Source organism: Paenibacillus sp. OSY-SE, from assembly GCF_000283315.1.
GTDB lineage: Bacteria > Bacillota > Bacilli > Paenibacillales > Paenibacillaceae > Paenibacillus_B > Paenibacillus_B profundus.
The window spans coordinates 57,067-76,855 of record NZ_ALKF01000173.1 but is presented as its reverse complement, the minus strand read 5'-3'; the positions used below and the strand labels follow the sequence as shown (position 1 = coordinate 76,855).

Annotated in this window: 15 protein-coding genes, 1 riboswitch and 1 other annotated feature; of the genes, 13 read left to right on the top strand and 2 right to left on the bottom strand. The window is 52.2% G+C overall.

Going from position 1 to position 19,789, the window contains the following annotated elements:
* The first annotated feature begins 661 nt into the window (after positions 1 to 661).
* From A372_RS0111470 to A372_RS0111455, 4 genes are all read left to right on the top strand, one after another.
* Positions 662 to 2,158 carry an ABC transporter substrate-binding protein gene (locus A372_RS0111470; protein ID WP_019420994.1) on the top strand — a complete coding sequence of 499 codons (1,497 nt, stop codon included), beginning with the start codon at positions 662 to 664 and terminating at the stop codon, positions 2,156 to 2,158.
* Positions 2,159 to 2,273: 115 nt separating this feature from the next.
* Positions 2,274 to 3,776, top strand: coding sequence for a sulfatase-like hydrolase/transferase (locus A372_RS0111465; protein ID WP_019420993.1), 1,503 nt, complete (start codon positions 2,274 to 2,276; stop codon positions 3,774 to 3,776).
* 15 nt (positions 3,777 to 3,791) lie between these two features.
* A complete protein-coding gene (locus A372_RS0111460; protein ID WP_019420992.1) occupies positions 3,792 to 5,102 on the top strand; it encodes a sulfatase family protein in 1,311 nt (436 codons plus the stop codon).
* Between the two features lie 393 nt (positions 5,103 to 5,495).
* Complete coding sequence (locus tag A372_RS0111455) at positions 5,496 to 5,837, top strand: hypothetical protein (RefSeq protein WP_019420991.1); 342 nt, start codon at positions 5,496 to 5,498, stop codon at positions 5,835 to 5,837.
* 200 nt (positions 5,838 to 6,037) lie between these two features.
* Here A372_RS0111455 and A372_RS0111450 read toward each other — a convergent pair whose 3' ends face one another.
* Positions 6,038 to 6,271 (bottom strand): hypothetical protein, encoded by a 234-nt coding sequence (locus A372_RS0111450; RefSeq protein WP_019420990.1) that lies wholly within the window; start codon positions 6,269 to 6,271, stop codon positions 6,038 to 6,040.
* A gap of 145 nt (positions 6,272 to 6,416) precedes the next feature.
* A riboswitch (TPP riboswitch) is annotated at positions 6,417 to 6,531 on the top strand.
* A gap of 292 nt (positions 6,532 to 6,823) precedes the next feature.
* Between A372_RS0111450 and A372_RS0111445 the strand changes: the two genes are divergently transcribed.
* From A372_RS0111445 to A372_RS0111415, 6 genes are all read left to right on the top strand, one after another.
* Positions 6,824 to 7,885, top strand: coding sequence for an ABC transporter substrate-binding protein (locus A372_RS0111445; protein ID WP_019420989.1), 1,062 nt, complete (start codon positions 6,824 to 6,826; stop codon positions 7,883 to 7,885).
* Between the two features lie 68 nt (positions 7,886 to 7,953).
* On the top strand, positions 7,954 to 8,247 hold the full coding sequence (locus tag A372_RS0111440) for a thiamine-binding protein (RefSeq protein ID WP_019420988.1): 294 nt from the start codon (positions 7,954 to 7,956) through the stop codon (positions 8,245 to 8,247).
* Positions 8,244 to 9,008 (top strand): ABC transporter permease, encoded by a 765-nt coding sequence (locus tag A372_RS0111435; RefSeq protein ID WP_019420987.1) that lies wholly within the window; start codon positions 8,244 to 8,246, stop codon positions 9,006 to 9,008. The genes A372_RS0111440 and A372_RS0111435 overlap by 4 nt, the downstream gene beginning before the upstream one ends.
* Before the next feature lie 16 nt (positions 9,009 to 9,024).
* The gene (locus tag A372_RS0111430) at positions 9,025 to 9,858 is read left to right on the top strand and encodes an ABC transporter ATP-binding protein (protein ID WP_019420986.1); all 834 of its coding nucleotides are present in this window, start codon (positions 9,025 to 9,027) and stop codon (positions 9,856 to 9,858) included.
* Between the two features lie 679 nt (positions 9,859 to 10,537).
* Positions 10,538 to 12,094 (top strand): MDR family MFS transporter, encoded by a 1,557-nt coding sequence (locus A372_RS0111420; protein WP_019420984.1) that lies wholly within the window; start codon positions 10,538 to 10,540, stop codon positions 12,092 to 12,094.
* Between the two features lie 13 nt (positions 12,095 to 12,107).
* A complete protein-coding gene (locus A372_RS0111415; protein ID WP_019420983.1) occupies positions 12,108 to 12,953 on the top strand; it encodes a TatD family hydrolase in 846 nt (281 codons plus the stop codon).
* 142 nt (positions 12,954 to 13,095) lie between these two features.
* Here A372_RS0111415 and A372_RS0111410 read toward each other — a convergent pair whose 3' ends face one another.
* Positions 13,096 to 14,439 carry a Na+/H+ antiporter family protein gene (locus A372_RS0111410; RefSeq protein ID WP_019420982.1) on the bottom strand — a complete coding sequence of 448 codons (1,344 nt, stop codon included), beginning with the start codon at positions 14,437 to 14,439 and terminating at the stop codon, positions 13,096 to 13,098.
* 369 nt (positions 14,440 to 14,808) lie between these two features.
* On the opposite strand from A372_RS0111410, the gene A372_RS0111405 reads away from it, so the two are divergent.
* From A372_RS0111405 to A372_RS0111390, 3 genes are all read left to right on the top strand, one after another.
* Entirely contained in the window at positions 14,809 to 16,089 is a 1,281-nt protein-coding gene (locus tag A372_RS0111405) for an MFS transporter (RefSeq protein ID WP_019420981.1), read from the top strand.
* Between the two features lie 106 nt (positions 16,090 to 16,195).
* Positions 16,196 to 16,568: a binding site (T-box leader), on the top strand.
* Between the two features lie 80 nt (positions 16,569 to 16,648).
* Positions 16,649 to 17,914 (top strand): threonine ammonia-lyase IlvA, encoded by a 1,266-nt coding sequence (gene ilvA, locus A372_RS0111395; protein ID WP_019420979.1) that lies wholly within the window; start codon positions 16,649 to 16,651, stop codon positions 17,912 to 17,914.
* Positions 17,915 to 18,053: 139 nt separating this feature from the next.
* Positions 18,054 to 19,721, top strand: coding sequence for a glutamine--tRNA ligase/YqeY domain fusion protein (locus A372_RS0111390; RefSeq protein WP_019420978.1), 1,668 nt, complete (start codon positions 18,054 to 18,056; stop codon positions 19,719 to 19,721).
* The last annotated feature ends 68 nt before the right edge of the window (positions 19,722 to 19,789 follow it).

Sequence of the window (19,789 nt, the reverse complement as noted above, 5' to 3'; positions counted from 1 at the left end):
GTACCGCCCCCTGAGCGTACCGTCGCCTGACGGAAGGGGAGAACGAAGCAAAGGGTCGGATGAAGCGAATCCCCGTCAGTCTAAACACGATCCCCCATCTTTTGAAAGGTCTCGCTAGAGGTTTTCTCGCGGCTTCATAAAACCTTCGCAAAGAATAGGGGCTCGTTCATGTTGCCACAGTGAAAGCGAATAAGCTGCTGTGCAAATAGCGGGTCAGGTTGCACATGCTTATGCATGCAGAACTCCCATTTCAATTAAAACAAGCACCTCCTGGACCGCATGAACCGATGCGGGGAGGTGCTTGTTTGGCTTCGTGGAAATGATAGATTGCATGCTATCTGCAGTCATTGCTGCGACTAGCTGCCTCCGAGCATCGCGCAGTGTCAAGGGATAAGTAGTAGCAGCCTGGAGTGTAAGTGATCGGAAGTGTAATGGTAAGAAAATTAGATTGATTCTATTCAATAGGTCAAATATAATAAAGATATAAACAATGTAAGCGATTACAAGTGGGAGGGCGATGCATTCCGCATCGTTTGTAATCCTTCACCTCGCTTATTGCAGTAATTCCATTATAGCTCATGAAGTCCATTTGCAAGGGTAAGATACTATCAACTGAGGTTAACAGCTTTAGCACACCATCTTGCAGCAAGGGGGATTTACTATGAACCATGGAAAGAAGACATTACTGATCACTCTCATTATGGTGCTCATGTCATCGATGGTGCTAGCGGCATGCGGCAACAGCTCTTCCGGGGCCAAGCCGGGCGATGCTTCCGGCGAAACGGCCAAGAAGGATGAGAAGCCCGTCGAACTTATCTGGTACACGATTGGCACTCCGCAGTCGGATGTAGACAAAGTCATGGCGAAAGTGAACGAATATACGAAAGAGAAAATCGGCGCCACCATCAAGATGAAGATGCTGGATTGGGGCGATTATGACCAGAAGATGCAAGTTATTGCTGCTTCCGGCGAGCCGTATGATATTGCATTTACTTGTTCCTGGGCATTTAACTATATTAACAACTCGCAAAAGGGAGCCTTCCTTGAATTGAATGATTTGGTGGACCAATATGGAAAAGGCATTAAGGAAGCGCTCCACCCATCCTTCCTTGAAGGGGCGAAGATTAACGGCAAGCTGTATGCGATTCCAGTCAACAAAGAGCTTCCGGCGCAGCGGGTGTTCCGCTTCAATAAGACGCTGGTCGATAAGTATGGGCTTGATATTACAAAAGTGAAGACACTTGAAGATTTGGAGCCAATGCTGAAGACGGTGCTTGAGAAAGAAAACATCAAGCCGATCAACTCCAAAATCGGTCTGCCGCAAATGTTCGATTATATCATTAACGCGGACATTCCAATCGGCGTTCCGCTCGATTCCAAAGACTTGAAGCTGCAGCTTACGCTCGATACCCCAGAGCAGATGGCGCAGTTCGAAACGATGCGCAAATATTATAAGGCGGGTTATTTGCCTTCTGATGTCGCGTCGTATACCGATGCCAATGCGAGTGAAGCGCTGAAGACAGGACGTTGGTTCGTCGATACGGCGCATTACCAGCCGTATGCGGAGAATAGCTGGTCTGAGGGAATTCCAGACAAAGTCGTCGTTCAACCGGCTGAGGCTCCGATAGTATACAACTGGTCCGTTACCGGGTCGATGATGGCGATTTCTGCGACATCGAAATATCCGGAGAAATCGATGGAATTCCTGAATCTGCTCAACACGGACAAATATTTGCGCAACCTGATTAACTACGGCATCGAAGGCGAGCACTATAAGCGGGTGGACGATCAGACGATTGAGCTGCTGCCTGCGAAGAAGGAACGCTACGATTTGCCGACCTTCACCCTGGGTAACCTGTTCTTGCTTGATTTGCTGCCGGCAGATCCGAAAGACAAATGGCAGAAGTTCGATGACTTCAACAACTCAGCTATCAATGCACCGTTGCTTGGCTTTGCACTGGATACGTCCAAGATTCGCACCGAGATTGCGGCCGTGCAGAACGTGACGGACGAATTCATGAAGACACTGACGACAGGGACCGTCGATCCGAAAGTGTATGTGCCGAAGGCCATGGAAAAATATAAACAGGCTGGCATTGAGAAAGTGATGGAGGAAGCACAGCGTCAAATTGATGAGTGGAAGAAATCAAAGCAATAATTGGATATACAGCGAGGCCGCAGCCGGAAAAGGCTCGGCTTCGCTGTTCTTGCTATATCCACTTTTCATAGAACCTGCACTATACGGAGCCCGCACATAGAGGAGGTACCTGAGCGTGAGCGAACAGAGTCCCAACATCATTATGATCGTCACCGATCAACAGCGCCGCGACACGCTGCGCTGTTATGATCCGAATACGTTGTGCCAGACGCCTAATCTGGATGCGTTAGCCGCAGACAGCGTGGTATTCGACAATGCCTATACGACTTGTCCGGTCTGCACGCCGGCAAGAGCTTCGCTTCAGACCGGCATGTATCCGTTCAAGCACGGCATGCAGACTAATACGTACACGTTGGGCTGCATTGTCAATGAGCTTCCGGATAGTCCGGGTCTGCTCAGCCGCCAACTGCAGCGGCATACGAATTATAGTATCGGACATACGGGCAAATGGCATCTCGGGCAAGGCCCGGTGGAACGCTCCAAGTTCGACCGCAACTTGAAGCATGTGGCGTTCCCGGACATCATGGCAGGTCATCGTTCCCTCCCTTCCGATGTCGGTTATGAGGGGGATGACTTTCCTGGGCATGGGGGCGGCGGATGGAATTATCCGCAGTTCAGGAAATACTTGGCGGATGCCGGACTGGAACTGAAAATAGAGCACCGCATCAGCGGGCATTACGAAGGTCATTTTGCGGCAGAAGTGACGTCTCCTGTTGAGACGACGATCGAGCATTATTTGACAAATTGCGCCATGTTTCACATGGAACGTTTTCTGGAGAGAGAGCGGCCATTCATGATGGGCATTCATTACTGGGGGCCGCATGAGCCTTATATTGCGCCCAGCAGCACACTGGATTTATACCGTAATATATCGATGCCGCCGTGGCAGAACTTCCAAGCAAAGGAAGTGGGCAAGCCGCTCATACATGACATTAAACGAAGTCCGGTGACGGATTGGAGCGTGTTCGAGCCTTTCGTGAAGCACTATTATGCGAGCATGACCCATATTGACGCACAGATCGGACGAATCGTTGACTTCCTGAAGCAGCGCGGCATTTACGAAAATACTGTTATTATGTTTTGCGCCGACCACGGGGAATCGCTCGGCATCCATGGGGGACTGTGCGACAAAGGCTTTTTCATGTATGACGAAACGTGCCGCATTCCGCTTCTCATTAAGCCATCCCATGGACAGCCCGCAAGCCGGCGCGAGTCCGCTATGGCAGGCATGTGCGACTTGTATGCCACCGTGCTGGACTGTGCAGGCGTTCATGAGCTTCCTGCAGGAACGGATGGCCGTTCGTTGTTGCCTTTTATAGAGGGCAAGGAGGTAGACGATTGGCCAGAATCGGTCGTCACGGAAGGGGCTGGACTTGGCGGCGTCATGTTCACGCAGCGTATGATTCGGCGCGGCGATTACAAGTATGTATTTAACTGCGGCGATATTGACGAGTTGTACAATCTGCGCGACGATCCGCATGAGTTAGTTAACCTGGTTGGGCACACATCCTATGCCGATATGTTGGCCGATATGCGGCAGGCGTTGGCTTCATGGATGAAGGAGCATGACGACAGTTTGCTTATTGAATTTGTGCGCATGCGCCTAAGAGACAAATAGGGAGGACTTACAGCAATGTATAGAAAGCCAAATGTAATCTTAATATATTGCGATGACTTGGGATATGGCGATTTAGGGTGCTACGGATCGGACGCTGTACGAACGCCGCATTTGGATGATTTGGCGGAAAAGGGGATTCGCTTTACGCAGTGGTATTCCAATTCCCCGGTCTGCTCGCCGTCCCGTGCTTCGCTCCTTACCGGACAGTATCCCCGGCGGGCCGGGATTGACCATATCGTCGGCGGCAAGCGGGACACTGCAGGCGTGCATCGCGATGTGCCGATGATTTCAGAGCTGTTGCAGCCACATGGTTACCGGTCGGCCATCTACGGAAAATGGCATCTTGGCGCAGGGGAAGGCGCGCGTCCGAACGAGCGCGGGTTCGACGATTACTACGGGTTTTTAAGCGGCTGCGTGGATTACTACTCCCACATCTTCTATCATGGCTCGCCGGAAGTGAATCCGACGCACGACTTGTGGGACAACGATCGTGAAGTGTGGAACAACGGGGCTTACTTGACGGAGGTCATTACCGAGAAGTCGGTTGAATTTATTCAAGCAGCAGGGGAAGAAGAGAAGCCGTTCTTCCTCTATGTCGCCTATAATGCGCCGCATTATCCGATGCATGCGCCACAGAAATATATGGACCGCTTTGCGCATTTGCCTTGGGATCGCCAAGTGATGGCAGCGATGATCTCGGCGGTCGATGACGGAGTTGGGGATGTAGTGGCGGCTTTGAAGCGCGCCGGGCTATATGATAACACGATCATCTTCTTCTCGAGCGATAACGGGCCGTCCTCGGAAGCGCGCAACTGGCTGGACGGACGTGAGGACGAATATTATGGCGGCAGCGCCGGCATCTTCCGCGGGCATAAGGCGAGCTTGTTTGACGGCGGCATCCGCGAGCCGGCCATTCTGTACGTGCCGGATGCGCTTCGGGGCGGCACATGCGGCAGCGTGAACGATGAGCCGGTCATGATGGCTGATATAGTGCCGACGGTGCTGGATTGGGCAGGTGTGCCGTATGCCCCTGGCACGTTTGCCGGGCGCAGTCTGAAGCCGATGCTGACACAAGCCGGGACCTCGCCGCACGAGCGGCTGTACTGGGAATACGGCAAGCAGCTTGCCGTGCGCGAAGGCAATTGGAAGCTTGTGCTCAACGGAATGCTGGACTTCTACAAGGGACAGCCGGATGAAGTTCATCTGTCCGACCTATCTGACGATCCAGGCGAGCGCATCAACTTGGCCGAGGAACATCCTGAGCTGGCGGGACGACTGACGGCGGATGTAAAGCGCTGGTATGACGAGCTTACGGCTGAGGGGTGACGGAGAAGCCGACGATAGTTAGCATGGAGTTCCAAAGCGCTTGCAGTACGCACTGGCAGGTGCGTATCCCCTATATAAAGAAACCCGACCCACGGCCGGGTTTCTTTTACACTATAGAGTTTATAAAAAATCGGGATAGAAGATGTCTTTCACCTTGGAGTCGTCACGTTACCTTCCCGGAGAAGGTATGTCATTTCCACCCCTTGCCTCACTCTCCCCTTCATTCAGAAAGGCAGCACCCCCGTCCCTTGCAAACGAAAACATGATATCGAGTGTCGGGCTACCGTGCAATAGTCCATTGCTCCATTCTCCCATACAGTCAGGAAGGATCATGTCGAGGATATAGGACATGCCGTGTCGTATAGAGATCATGCCATGAGGTGTCCGATTATAATGGCAGTTAACCAGAAATGGTCATTGGCGTATAGCCTCCTGATGGATGGGGAGAATGGAGCAAAGTGCCGGACGAAGCCCTCATGGAATGCCCGCCCCCTGAAGGATGGGGAGAATGGAGCAAAGTGCCGGATGAAACCCCCATGGAACGCCCGCCCCCTGAAGGATGGGGAGAATGTAGCAAAGTGTCGGATGAAGCCCTCATGGAATGCCCGCCCCCCTGAAGGATGGGGAGAACGGAGCAAAGTGTCGGATGAAGCGATTCCCCGTCAGTCTGAACGCACCACTGTACGAACGGAACATTTCGTTCATGATAAAGAGTCGAAATACCTTACTATTTGATAGAGGGTACGATAGCACATAGAACTTGCTTCAAACGCGGTCGCCCATCTTCGAAAGGCCTCGATTACGTTTATGTTGGATGGCTATATCATTTCGGAGACAAGAAAAAAGTTTCCATTACTAAGTCAGTTACAGAATATTGAGAAACCCAACTCCCTGCGGAATTGGGTTTCTCTTTTAACACAGCTGTGAAAATGCTTCTATCTCCATTCGGCCGGAATATCGTTCTGCATCATGCCGCGCGTCCGTTCACCGTTTCGTCCATGGCAATCGTTATACATTTGCTCCAACTCATTTTCATTCATTGATGGATGCATTTGCTTCATCCACGGCAGCATTTGCCCGAACCCGGAATCATCCACAGCTGCATAAGCAGCCGTGCCCATGACGAAGACTGTGGCCAGCACGGTAATGGCGATGACACTCTTTTTCATTGTTCATCCCTCCTTGTGAATTAATGTACATAAAAAATGTGTAGAAACGATGTAGACGAAGGGGTTCATCCGGGTCCAAAATGCTGGACTTTACGGTGACCGGGGACTATAATTACGAATGAAACGGCAAACTTCGACAACTATATACGCACGCTAGGGGTGCTGGAATATGGCCGGCTGAGATTGTATCCCATTAAAGATACCGACCCTTACACCTGATCTGGATAATGCCAGCGTAGGAAAGACGTTGAACCGCGTCTCTAATATCAGGTTTCATGCTTGTCAGATGTCCTGTAACTTGCTGCGCTTTTGGAACGCCAAGTGGCTTCCGAAGGTTATACGCAGCGGAGGCGGGCAAGCATTAACTTGAAAGAAGGAGAAGATGGCGGTCATCGCACCATGCATTTTCGCATGTACGCATATAATGGCAGAACAGCGTCCCGATGAGGGGCGCTTTTTTTATTTTCATAGCATGCATTGGTTGTCGTCACGCCGTTGAAAAGCACGAAACGAAAGAGTGTTATGAACGAATAGAAAAGCGGGGGATTGACGATGCAAAGAACGCGGATGGCACGCGGATGGTTGCTCGCACTTGTCATGATAATGACTGTTGTGCTGGCTGCATGCGGAGGAAAGGGTCAAGAGGCAGCGCCTCAAAATAATGAGGCGGCGCAAAGCGGTGCTCAAGACCAAGACACGGAGCAGCCGAAGGAGAAGAAGGACGTCAAGGTGGTGCTGGAGTGGACGCCGAATACGAACCATACCGGCCTCTATGTAGCGAAGGAGCAGGGCTTCTATGAAGAGGAAGGCTTGAATGTGGAGATTATCCAACCGGGCACCGGCGGAGCCGATGCGATGATCGCTTCCGGCGAAGCGCAGTTCGGCATCAGCATTCAAGAGGGCATTACACTTGCGCGCGTACAGAACGTGCCGATTGTGTCCATTGCCGCCATCATTCAGCACAATACGTCAGGCTTCGCAGCGCCGAAGGACAAAAACATTAAGACGCCGAAGGATTTCGAAGGCAAAACATACGGGGGCTGGGGCTCTCCTGTGGAAGAGATGGTAATCCGTTCTCTTATGGAGAAGGAAGGCGCGGACTATGACAAAATCAAGAACGTCAATATGGGTTCGGCGGATTTCTTTACGGCCGTGAAGAAGGATATCGACTTCGCGTGGATTTTCTACGCCTGGACGGGCATCGAAGCCGAGCTGCGCAATGAGCCGATAGATATGATGTATGTTAATCAATACTCGGATAAATTAGATTACTATACTCCGGTCATTGCGACGAATGAAAAACTGATTCAAGAGGATCCTGAACTTATAAAAGCATTTATGCGAGCAACCTCCAAAGGCTATCAATACGCGATCGACAAGCCGGAGGATGCAGCCGATCTTTTTTTGAAGGCCGTTCCGGACTTGGATAAAGACTTGGTTGTGGCAAGCCAGAAATGGCTCAGCTCGAAATATCAGGATGATGCGGCACGTTGGGGCGAGCAGAAGCGGGAAGTGTGGGACAACTACATGAACTGGCTGCTCGACCACAAGCTGATGGAAAAAGCGATTGATATCGATAAAGCGTACACGAACGATTTCCTTCCTTCGGCTTAACATCCAGAAGGACAGGAGAAGGGAATGTGCAGAACGGATAGGAGACTTGACTAAGGAGGAGAAATAAAATGGCGAACAGCTTAGTGAGCATTCAAATTATTCCGAAGACGAAGAATGGGGAAAATGTGATCCCTTACGTGGACCGTGCGATCGAAGTCATTCAAGCCTCAGGCGTGAAGTATCAAGTGGGACCGCTGGAAACGACGATGGAAGGCGAACTGAGTGAATTGATGCAGGTCATTGAACGGATGAACGAAGCGATGATCGAATTGGGTAGTTTGAACGTCATTTCCCAGGTCAAAATTTTGTACATGCCTTCCGGCATTACGATGGATGAATTGACGGTGAAATACCGGCCATGAACCGACGCCGTCTCGCAAAGGCAGGACCGCCCATAGCGGCGTTCCTGCTGTTTATCTTATTATGGCAAGTCGGGGTCATGGTGTCCGGCGTAGAAAAATGGATGCTGCCGAGCCCGCTCGATATCATGAAGGAAGCGGCCGACAACGGGAGCGCCCTCCTGGTGCATACGCTCGCAACGCTGAAGCTAACTATCATAGGGTTCGGAGTCGGGGCAGCTGTAGGGCTTCTGCTCGCGTTTCTGCTTCATCCGATTCCCTGGCTCAAAGACGCCATTTATCCGTTGGTCATCGTCAGCCAGAACATCCCGACCATCGCGCTCTTGCCGTTGCTCATGATTTGGTTCGGCTTCGGCATGATGCCGAAGATTGTCGTCATCACGCTCGTCTGCTTCTTCCCGGTATGCGTGGCTGCGCTCGATGGTCTGGCGCAGACCGACCGAACGATGCTGAATTATATGCGCATGGCCGGCGCAACGCGGGCCCAGCTATTCTGGAAGCTAGAGCTGCCGCATGCGCTGCCGTCTCTGTTCTCTGGCCTGAAGATTGCTGCGACGTACAGCGTCATGAGCGCCATTATTTCTGAATGGCTCGGTACGGACAAAGGAATCGGCTATTACATGGTGCTGCAAAAGGCGGCGTTCCGCACCGATCGGATGTTTGTCGCGATTGTGGTCGTCGTCTTGTTGAGCTTGGCGATGTTCGGAGTCGTACGCGCATTAGAGCGCGTGCTGATCCACTGGCGCCGCGATGACAAAAAGTGATGAAAGGAGAAGCCCCATGAACGGAAATGCGATACTTGCGGAAGCGCGGGATGTGCATTCCGCGCGAGAAGGAGGCCGCCCATTTGCGCTTGAGTTGAAGGACGCCAGCATGTCCTTTGCCGGAAGCACGGGCAAGCTCCACGTATTGGACAACGTGTCGCTGACGGTGCAGCAAGGCGAGTTCGTGTCCATTATCGGCCCTTCCGGCTCAGGCAAGAGCACCTTGTTCCACCTGATCGGCGGCTTGCTCCGTCCGGCGGCAGGGGCAATTCAGGTGAATGGCCAAGACGTCGTCGGCCAGACGGGACACGTCAGCTATATGCCACAGCAGCCCGCGCTATTCCCTTGGCGCACGGTGGAGGACAATGTCATCCTCGCCCAGGAAATAGCCGGGACCTCCAAGAAGGAGGCGCGCGAAGAGGCGCGGAAGTGGCTCGCGAACGTCGGCCTGTCTGGCTACGAGCGTGCCTACCCGCATGAGCTGTCTGGCGGCATGCAGCAGCGCGTCGCTTTTCTGCGCGCCATGATGAGCCCACATGAGCTCATGCTCCTCGACGAGCCGTTCAGTGCGCTGGACGCGCTGACGCGGAGCGGCATGCAGCGCTGGCTCATCGATCTATGGGAGCGCCACCGTCGATCCGTGCTGTTCATTACGCACAGCATTGAGGAGGCGCTGCTCCTGTCCGATTCGATATACGTGCTCTCGAATCGTCCAGCCCGGGTGCTGCAGAAGGTGCGGGTGCCGTTCGCGCGGCCGCGCACCGAGGCGCTGGCCTCGGAAGCAGAGTTCATCCGCTTGAAGCGGGATCTGTCAGAGCTGCTGCACAGCGTTCAGAAGCCAGTTGAATAATACGGCAAGGGTTGTTCTCCACAGGAGAGCAGCCCTTTTTTACGTTTAGTGCATGTTCAAAAAGGAAGCATTTGGACAGGCTCTATTACGGAGTGTCTACCGAATATCTCAAGCCCTATCTGACCTGGCAATATTACAGGGCTTGCGTTTTTCAGTAATTGCATACGAATAGCTTTATCAACACAATTTATTAACATTTCGTGTTCAAAAAGGTGCAGATCATCTTGCTTCGCGGGCTGGTATCACATTTGGAAATCACGAAATCGCTGTCCGCTAAATGGATTTGAAAAGACAGAGGTAAACCAACTAGGCGTATGCTTAGGGATGCTGTCATTAATAGATGAGAGGATTTGAAAAGATTACAGTGAAAGGCTTAACAGTTAAAGCTGAACTCAACCGGGAGACATTTTATCCGGCGGACATCGCATCGTTTTCTTATCATTTACAGCGATGTGATGCGGATGACCAACCGTTCATATTTGGGTGGAAAATGTTAGTTTTTACGTTTATAATGAGGTTCTGTCAAAAAAGAAGGTTAACGGAACAGTGGAACTGCAGTTTTCTGGATGAATGAGTATAATGTGCTTATCACCTTCATACTCGACTTATTTGTCGCACAGAAACGGTTTCGTCCATAACGAGGGGACAGCAAAGCTGTTTCGATTGGGGAGGAAACAGAATGATAGCAAAGGACAGCAACTTACGCTTCGTCGTTGCCGGACTGCTGCTCGGTATTTTGATGTCGGCGATGGATAACACCATCGTGGCGACTGCGATGCCGACCATTGTCGGGCAGATGGGCGGATATGAGCAATACGTCTGGGTTACTTCCGCATATATGGTTGCGACGATGGCAGGCATGCCGATATTCGGAAAGCTGTCGGACATGTACGGACGCAAACGGTTCTACATATTTGGCCTACTCGTCTTCTTGATCGGCAGCGCATTGTGCGGAACTGCGGACAGCATTGTAATGCTGAGCGTATACCGCGCTATTCAAGGAATTGGCGGAGGCGCTTTAATGCCGATTGCATTTACGATTATTTATGATGTGTTCCCGGTGGAGAAACGGGGCAAAATGACTGGACTGTTCGGGGCGGTATTCGGTATATCAAGTGTGGCGGGTCCGCTGCTTGGCGCCTATATTACCGAGTATATCGGCTGGGAATGGGTGTTCTACATTAACCTGCCGCTTGGTGTTCTGTCATTATGGTTTATTTTACAGTTCTACAGAGAGACAGCAAAGACAACGAAGCAGCGGATTGACTGGGGCGGTGCGGTTACGCTGGTCGTTGCCGTAGTGAGCTTTATGTTCGCACTGGAGCTCGGCGGCAAAAAGTTTGAGTGGAGTTCGCCGGTCATTCTAGGACTATTCGCAACGTTTGTCGTCTTCCTGATTGCATTCCTTCTTATTGAACAGCGTGTGAAGGAACCGATTATATCGTTCTCGCTCTTTAAGCGCCGTCTGTTCGCAGCCAGCCAGGGCGTAGGATTCTTCTATGGAGTCACGTTCGTCCTCGCCACTGTATATATTCCGTTGTTCGTTCAGGGGGTATATGGCGGAGCGGCCTCGAACAGCGGTCTTGTTCTGACACCGATGATGGTGGGGTCTGTCATTACGAGCTCGATTGGCGGAATTATGGCATCTAGAACAAGCTATCGCAAATTGATGATTATATCCGGCTTTTTCTTTACCGCAGGTATACTTTCGCTAAGCACGCTGTCGGCCGATACACCGCGTGCGTTAATTACGCTGTACATGGTGTTAACCGGTTTTGGTGTAGGGTTCTCCTTCTCCTTGATCAGCATGGCATCGATGCATGGCATGGAATATCACCAGCGCGGAGCGGCCAACTCGACGGCCTCCTTCTCCCGTTCGCTCGGGATGACGATTGGGATTACCGTGTTCGGCTCTGTGCAATCGGGCATCTTTGCCAGCCGCATGCAGGAGATGTTCCCTGAGGGTGGCGCAGCTGCCGATATTAAGCCGGAACAGCTGCTTAATGCGGGTCAGAGCCAGAACTTACCGCCTGAAGTGCTAAAGGGTATGTCTGACGCGCTTGGCGATTCCATCGGCGGCACCTTCATGTGGGCCCTCGTGCCGGTTGCCTTGGCGCTCATCTGCATCGCGCTGATGGGGAATGCCCGTATGATGGAGCAAGGCAAAGGGAAGAACGATAAGCCGGGCAATGGAAGCGGAACGGATGGCGCATTGAAATACGGCGAAGCGAAATAGGGGGTGGAGAGAGATGACGGTGCAGCGCAAGCATCCTAATCATTCTAATCATCCTGAACAGATTGAACAGCTTGCGAATATGGTGGACAGTCATATTCATTTGGACCTGTATCCGCCCGAGGATACAGCGGCTCTCGAGCAAGCGCTGGAAGCGCCGGGCCTCGATTATGTCGTGGCGGTATCGATGGGGCTGGAATCGGGCAAGCGCACGAAGGCGTGGGCCGAGCGTTATCCCGGGCGAGTGCTGCCGGCTTACGGCTTTCACCCCGAGCAGACGCTGCCGGCCGATGCCGAACTTGCCAGCCTGCTCGCTTGGATGGATGCGCATGGGGAAGACATGATCGCGGTAGGCGAGGTCGGGCTGCCGTACTATATGCGACAAGAGGCGCTGGAGCAGGGGCGGCCCTTCGAGCGTCAGCCGTATATGGAGCTGCTGGAGCATTTCGTTAAGCGGGCAGCAGCATGGAATAAGCCAATCGTGCTGCATGCCGTGTATGACGATGCTCCGCTCGTCATTGACTTGCTGGAGCGCAGCAGTGTGAAGAAGGCGCATTTTCACTGGTTCAAGGGAGATGTGCGGACAGTGGAGCAAATGACGCGGAACGGGTATTTCGTTTCATTCACGCCGGACATTGTGTATGAAGAGGAAATACAGGCACTGGCCCGCCGCTATCCGGTGGAGCAAGCAATGACTGAGACGGATGGGCCATGGCCGTTTGAAGGCCCGTGTGCGGGTCAGGTGACTGTACCTTCGATGGTCCGTGAGGTTGCCGGAACGTGGGCGCGAATTCACGCGATGGACATTAGTGAAGCGGCGGAACTGCTGCGGAATAATGCGCGGCGTTGTTACGGCGTGTAGGCGGGACGGCAAAGATTACAACAGAGACAAGCGAAAGGGGCGATCCAGCGGATCGCCCCTTTTCTGTCGAGACCCCATCATGGTCTCCTTTATCTATTCCGTTACAGTGCGTGTTCAAAAAGGGAGCTTTTTGAACAGCCTCTTACAGCACCATGGCGGCAATGAAGCCGAACAGCAAGAGCGGCACGTTGTAATGGAGGAACGTCGGTATGCACGTGTCCCAAATGTGGTCGTGCCGACCGTCGGCATTCAATCCGGCCGTCGGCCCGAGCGTGCTGTCTGAGGCAGGGGAGCCGGCGTCGCCGAGTGCTGCGGCGGTCCCGATAAGCGCTACGGTCGCCAGCGGGCTGAAGCCGAGCTCGATGCACAGCGGTACGAAGACGGTGGCGATGAGCGGAATCGTCGAGAACGACGAACCGATGCCGAGCGTGACGAGCAGGCCGATGGCCAGCATCAGTAAAGCTGCCAGTGCCCGGTTGTCGCCCACCGTATGGACGGCCGCTTGCACGAGTGACTCGATATGTCCGGTCTCGCGCAGCACCGCGCCTAAGCCGGAGGCCGACATCATGACGAAGCCGATGTAAGCCATCGAGCGCATGCCATCGGTAAGCACGCGGTCAGCCCGGCTCCATGCGATGACGCGCGTGATGAGGAGCACGGCAAGACCTGCCGCGGCACCGTATATCATCGATCCGGTGCTAAGCTGTACGGCAAGCATTGCTGCCACGGCACCGAGTCCGGCCCATGTGCCGCCAGCGCCTGTCCGGGACTCTGCAGCCTCAGCTTCTCCCATGCCTGCTCCAGCCGCTGATTCCGTGACCACGTTATAGGTCCGCGGCTTGCGGTAGGATAGGGCAAGCGCCGTCATGAGGCCGACTACCATGCCAGCAGCAGGGATCATCATCGCTTTCGGCAGCATGGACGCATTAACAGTAAGACCGTTCATTGTCATATTGCTGACTACGGTCTCATGGAAAATGGCGCCGAAGCCGACCGGCAGGAACATGTATGGCGTAATAAGGCCGAAGGTCAAGGCGCACGCCACTGCGCGCCGATCAAGCTGAAGCGAGTTAAAGAGCGCCAAGAGCGGCGGTATCAGTACCGGAATGAAGGCGATGTGCACCGGGATTGCATTTTGCGATAAGCAGGCGATGAAGGCGATCGCAACCAGCACGCCGTAACGTGCCGCAGCCCGCGGAGTATTCCCCGGTTGCTTCCCGCTCACGAGCCGAACGGCTCGCTTCACCAGCCGCTCCGGCAGTCCGGTCTCGGTCAACCCTGCGGCAAATGCGCCGAGCAGCGCGTAACTCAGAGCGATGCTCGCGTTATCCTTCAAGCCTTCGGTGAATACCTCCACCATATGGGTCATGCCGAGTCCGCCTGTCAGCCCGCCGACGACTGCGGCCGTCAGCATGGAGAAGATGACGTTCACCCGCAACAAACTTAATCCGAATAATACGACCAATGATAATAAGACCGCATTCATTATAATGTCACCCTAACGTTACTATGATAATTAATTAAAACATTAATACTTTACCATAGCAATGTATAATAATTTCCTGTTATTTCAATAAATTTGTATGATTCTTCAAAACTCATAACTCCTCCTGCAGACCTACCTCTTTTCCGTCTCATGAACCACTCTCAATCCGTTCTCGAACAGGAGATAGAAGTCCCTCTGCGAACGGATGTATACGATTATCTTTTCCGATAAACTAATACGCAGTTAGGAAAAAAATACGTCTCAAAAACGATTGCGCTGCTCGATGAATTCCATTAAACTGAATGGGTTCTGCAACAAAATTAGAGAGAACAGAACGACAATCTATGATGTGATGGGGAGAGATGCACCATGGCTAACGCACGATCTGGGAATAGCAATTCAGCTTTCAGCTTGTTCCGCAATCGCTTTGTGCAAGCAATCATGCTGGCCGGTCTGTTCATGCAGGTTGGTATATGGGTGAGGAATTTTGCAGTCCTGCTTTTTGTAATGGAAATGACGAATGGAGATGCGTTCGCCGTATCGATGGTGTCCGTCGCGGAATTCGCTCCCATCTTCGTCTTCTCTTTTATCGGCGGCACATTCGCCGATCGCTGGCGCCCGAAGCGCACGATGATTTGGTGTGACTTCTTAAGCGCTCTGTCTGTTTTCGCCGTCATGCTGACCATTTTATCTGGCTCATGGCAAGCTGTCTTTTTCACGACGTTCATTTCCGCAATTTTATCCCAGTTCTCGCAGCCTTCCTCTATGAAGCTGTTCAAGCAGCACGTGCCAGAGGAGATGCTGCAGGCGGGGATGTCCATCTTTCAAACGATGGTTGCGTTATTCATGATACTCGGTCCGGCTATCGGAACGGCTATTTTCCAAAAATACGGCATATCCGTATCGCTCGTCGTCACGGGCATCGCGTTTATATTGTCCGCGGTCGCGCTCCTGTTTCTTCCATCTGATCATGCAGAGGATAAAGAGAAGCATGCCAACTCGAACGTATGGCAAGAACTGGCTGAAGGCTTCCGCTATGTGATGCAGAGCCGTCTGCTGAAGCCGCTTGGGGCTAGCTTTGCCTTTGCTGGCTTGGCGCTCGGTCTCATCCAACCGATGGGAGCGTTCCTCGTTACGGAGCGGCTTGGACTGCCAAAAGAATATTTGAGCTATCTGTTGATGGCTAACGGTATCGCAATGCTGATCGGCGGGGCGCTGGCTATGGGGCTGTCGAAGAAGCTGTTGCCGCAGCATATGCTTGCAATCGGAATGCTGACCAGCAGCGGCGGCATGCTGTTAGCCGGTCTGTCCACGGAGCTGTGGCTGACGCTGACCGCGCAGTTCATCAGCGGACTCGTACTGCCTTCGATTCAGATCGGAATCAATACGATGATTTTGCAAAATACCGAAGGTGCGTTTATCGGTCGTGTCAATGGCATTTTGAGCCCAATGTTCATGGGGGCAATGGTCATTACGATGTCCTTGTCAGGCTGGATTAAAGGAATGACCTCGATTGTATTCATGTACGAAGCCGCGACGGTCTTGTTCTTGATCGGCATTGTAGTGCTGACGCCGATTCTGCGGATGCGGAAGCAAGCTGCGCCACCTATGCCTATGCCGCAGGGACAGGCTACCGGCACGGAATCATAATCGAAATATTGCCATCGTTTTGTGAGTTTTGTGAAGAACTGCGGCGGCCCATTGACATTGGGCAGGCCGCTTGTTCATAATAAGAGAAATAAGTTGGAAGGTTAGACCAACATCGATGACGAGAACAAGTGCGTTGTGATGCAGTCTGAAGAGAGTCGACGGCTGGTGCGAGTCGACGTCTGGCACAGCGTAACATCCTCTCCGAGATTCTATGCCGAACTCTGCCGGAACATGCGGCTTCGCAGATAGTAAGTGTGGACGGTATATCCGCCGTTACCTGGATGCGCGGTTAATCCGCGGCCAAGTGCCGCAGGACATGAAGTGTAGTATGCAGTAAGGTGCATTGCTTTCATACTGTCTTTAGCTCCCTGAGTAGAAGAGAAGAGGCGTCTGAGAGAAGTAAGAAGTAACCTTATTCATGCAGCTCTTGTTTCTGTGGAACAAGGGTGGTACCACGAGAAGAAGCTCTCGTCCCTTATTGGGGCGAGTTTTTTTTATTTTTATAAGCAAAATATAAGACTAGACATGCAGTACCTACACCGAAAGCGAGGAAACCGATATGGAGACGACACACACGGCTCCAGCCGTTACAATGGAGCATATTGTTCGCGCACACCACGTGCTTAAGGAAGTGATTGTTCGGACCCCACTTCAACGAGACCCGATATTATCAGCAAAATACGGCTGTAACGTATATTTGAAGCGGGAGGATTTGCAAATTGTGCGATCCTTCAAAATACGCGGGGCATACAATATGATTCGCCACTTAACTGCCGAAGAACTTGAACGCGGCATCGTCTGCGCCAGCGCAGGCAACCATGCGCAAGGGGTGGCTTATTCCTGCCAGGCGTTGAAGATTCAAGGCACGATCGTCATGCCAAGCACGACACCGAGCCAGAAGGTGACGCAGGTGAAGCGCTTCGGGGGCTCTCATGTCAATGTGGTGCTCACGGGAGATACGTATGATGATGCATTCGAAGCGGCGATGAACATTTGCAAAGAGAACGACATGACCTTCATCCATCCGTTCGATGATCCCTTTATCGTAGGAGGGAACGGCACCGTAGGCATGGAGATTATGGAGTCGCTTGATGTGCCGGCAGATTACGTGTTCGTTACCATTGGCGGTGGCGGTCTGGCAGCTGGTGTTGGTACGTATATCAAGACCGTTAGCCCATCGACCCGCATCATCGGTGTGGAGCCGGAAGGGGCAGCTTCCATGACGGCGGCGCTGGCACAGAAGGAAGTGCTTACGTTGGAGACGATTGATAAATTCGTCGACGGTGCGGCTGTGAAGCGGGTCGGCCAGCTGCCTTACGAGATTTGCTCGCAGGTGCTGGATGATGTAATTCGCGTTCCCGAAGGGAAGGCTTGCACGACGATTCTCGAATTGTACAACGAAAATGCGATCGTCGTTGAGCCTGCCGGATCGCTGCCGATTGCGGCGCTCGATTTGTACCGTGACCAGATCCGCGGCAAAAATGTCGTCTGTGTCATCAGCGGCGGCAACAATGACATCGATCGGATGCAGGAAATTAAAGATCGTTCGCTTATCTATGAAGGCTTGAAGCATTACTTTACGGTCAATTTCCCGCAGCGGGCAGGCGCCTTGCGTGAGTTTCTGCAGGAGGTGCTCGGGCCGAACGACGATATTACGCGATTTGAATATAATAAGAAGCACAACATGGACAATGCCTCTGCGCTAGTAGGTATTGAGCTCAAGCATCCAGAAGACTATGAGCCGCTTGTCGAACGGCTCCGCAAGAAAGGCATTCAGTTTATTGAATTAAACAAAGATATGACGTTGTTTAATCTGCTTGTATAAGAGGTATTCAAAAAGGTCGCTTTTGATCGCGAAGCATCTGCCCGCACATGAGGGAACAGGTGAATCAGAGTTGAACTCCCGCAACGATACGGGTATATTAATAAGCAAAGCGTTAAGGGCAAAGAAAGGTTGATTATTGGTGGAAAACCCAACTAACACATCCAACTTTATTCGTAACATCATCGTAGATGACTTGAAGGAAGGCCGTGTGGACAGCATCGTGACCCGATTTCCGCCGGAGCCGAACGGTTATCTACATATCGGACATGCAAAGTCGATCTGCTTGAACTTCGAACTCGCACGCGAGTTCAAAGGCCGCGCGCATTTGCGTTTTGATGATACGAATCCGTTGAAGGAAGATACGGAGTATGTCGAGTCGATTAAAGAGGACGTGAAATGGCTCGGCTTTGAATGGGACGGACTTTATTTCGCGTCGGATTACTTCGAGGAAATGTATAAGCGTGCGGTGCTGCTCATTAACAAGGGCAAAGCGTACGTCGATGACTTGAGCGCGGACGAGATCCGCCAGACGCGGGGGACGTTGACGGAGCCAGGACAGAACAGCCCGCATCGTGACCGCCCGGTGGAAGAGAATCTGGATTTATTCGAACGTATGCGGGGCGGCGAATTCCAGAACGGGGAAAAGGTGCTGCGCGCCAAAATCGACATGAGCTCGCCGAATATCAACTTGCGCGATCCGGTTATTTATCGTATCGCCCATGCGACGCATCATAATACGGGCGACAAATGGTGCATCTATCCGATGTACGCATTCGCACACCCGATTGAGGACGCAATAGAAGGCATCACGCACTCGATCTGTACGTTGGAATTCGAGGACCAACGCCCGCTGTACGATTGGTTCATCGAACAGTGCGAGATGGAATCGATACCGCATCAATATGAGTTTGCCCGCCTCAATTTGACGAATACGGTGATGAGCAAGCGCAAGCTGAAGCTGTTGGTTGATGAAGGAGCGGTGGACGGCTGGGATGATCCGCGCATGCCGACCATTTCCGGGCTTCGCCGCCGTGGTTATACACCAGAGTCCATTCGTACGTTCTGTCGGGAGATCGGCGTAACGAAGGGGAGTGGCGTTATCGATTCGAAATATTTGGATCATTTCCTTCGTGAAGACTTGAAGCTGAAAGCTCCGCGGACAATGGGCATTCTGAAGCCGCTGAAGGTCGTTATTACGAACTATCCGGAAGGCCAAGTGGAATGGCTGGATGCAGAAATCAATCCGGAGAATCTGGAAATGGGCGTACGCCAAGTTCCGTTCTCCCGCGAAATCTATATCGAGCAAGATGACTTCATGGAAAATCCACCGAACAAGTATTTCCGCTTGTTCCCTGGCAATGAAGTCCGCTTGAAGCACGCCTATTTCATTAAATGCCATGACTTCGTGAAAGACGAGAACGGCAACGTGGTTGAAATTCACTGCACGTATGATCCGGAAACGAAGAGCGGCAGCGGATTTACCGGGCGTAAAGTGAAGGGGACGATTCACTGGGTGGAAGCCTCGCACGCGCTTCCGGCTGAATTCCGTCTGTATGAGCCGCTTATCCTGGATGAAGAGAATGATGAAGATGATTCGTCATCGTTCTTGGATCGCATCAATGCGAATTCGCTCGTGAAGGAACACGGCTTCGTGGAACCGAACATGAAGGATGTGAAGGGACAGGATAAGTTCCAATTTTTCCGACATGGGTATTTCAATGTCGATCCAAAAGGCTCGAGCGAAAATCATATCGTGTTTAACTTAATTGTTTCGTTAAAGAGCTCATTTGAGCTGCCGAAGAAGTAATTGCGCCGAATCTTGACGCATGAATAGACCGGAATGATTAGGCTGCGCGAGAGATCGGCAGAGATTGC

What these genes read in the sequence shown, in the direction of transcription:
- A372_RS0111440 (WP_019420988.1), top strand. Translation starts at nt 7,954, where the DNA reads ATGGCGAACAGCTTAGTGAGCATTCAAATTATTCCGAAGACGAAGAAT.
- A372_RS0111460 (WP_019420992.1), top strand. Translation starts at nt 3,792, where the DNA reads ATGTATAGAAAGCCAAATGTAATCTTAATATATTGCGATGACTTGGGA.
- A372_RS0111450 (WP_019420990.1), bottom strand. Translation starts at nt 6,271, where the DNA reads ATGAAAAAGAGTGTCATCGCCATTACCGTGCTGGCCACAGTCTTCGTC.
- ilvA (WP_019420979.1), top strand. Translation starts at nt 16,649, where the DNA reads ATGGAGACGACACACACGGCTCCAGCCGTTACAATGGAGCATATTGTT.
- A372_RS0111435 (WP_019420987.1), top strand. Translation starts at nt 8,244, where the DNA reads ATGAACCGACGCCGTCTCGCAAAGGCAGGACCGCCCATAGCGGCGTTC.
- A372_RS0111445 (WP_019420989.1), top strand. Translation starts at nt 6,824, where the DNA reads ATGCAAAGAACGCGGATGGCACGCGGATGGTTGCTCGCACTTGTCATG.
- A372_RS0111420 (WP_019420984.1), top strand. Translation starts at nt 10,538, where the DNA reads ATGATAGCAAAGGACAGCAACTTACGCTTCGTCGTTGCCGGACTGCTG.
- A372_RS0111405 (WP_019420981.1), top strand. Translation starts at nt 14,809, where the DNA reads ATGGCTAACGCACGATCTGGGAATAGCAATTCAGCTTTCAGCTTGTTC.
- A372_RS0111455 (WP_019420991.1), top strand. Translation starts at nt 5,496, where the DNA reads ATGGCAGTTAACCAGAAATGGTCATTGGCGTATAGCCTCCTGATGGAT.
- A372_RS0111415 (WP_019420983.1), top strand. Translation starts at nt 12,108, where the DNA reads ATGACGGTGCAGCGCAAGCATCCTAATCATTCTAATCATCCTGAACAG.
- A372_RS0111470 (WP_019420994.1), top strand. Translation starts at nt 662, where the DNA reads ATGAACCATGGAAAGAAGACATTACTGATCACTCTCATTATGGTGCTC.
- A372_RS0111430 (WP_019420986.1), top strand. Translation starts at nt 9,025, where the DNA reads ATGAACGGAAATGCGATACTTGCGGAAGCGCGGGATGTGCATTCCGCG.
- A372_RS0111410 (WP_019420982.1), bottom strand. Translation starts at nt 14,439, where the DNA reads ATGAATGCGGTCTTATTATCATTGGTCGTATTATTCGGATTAAGTTTG.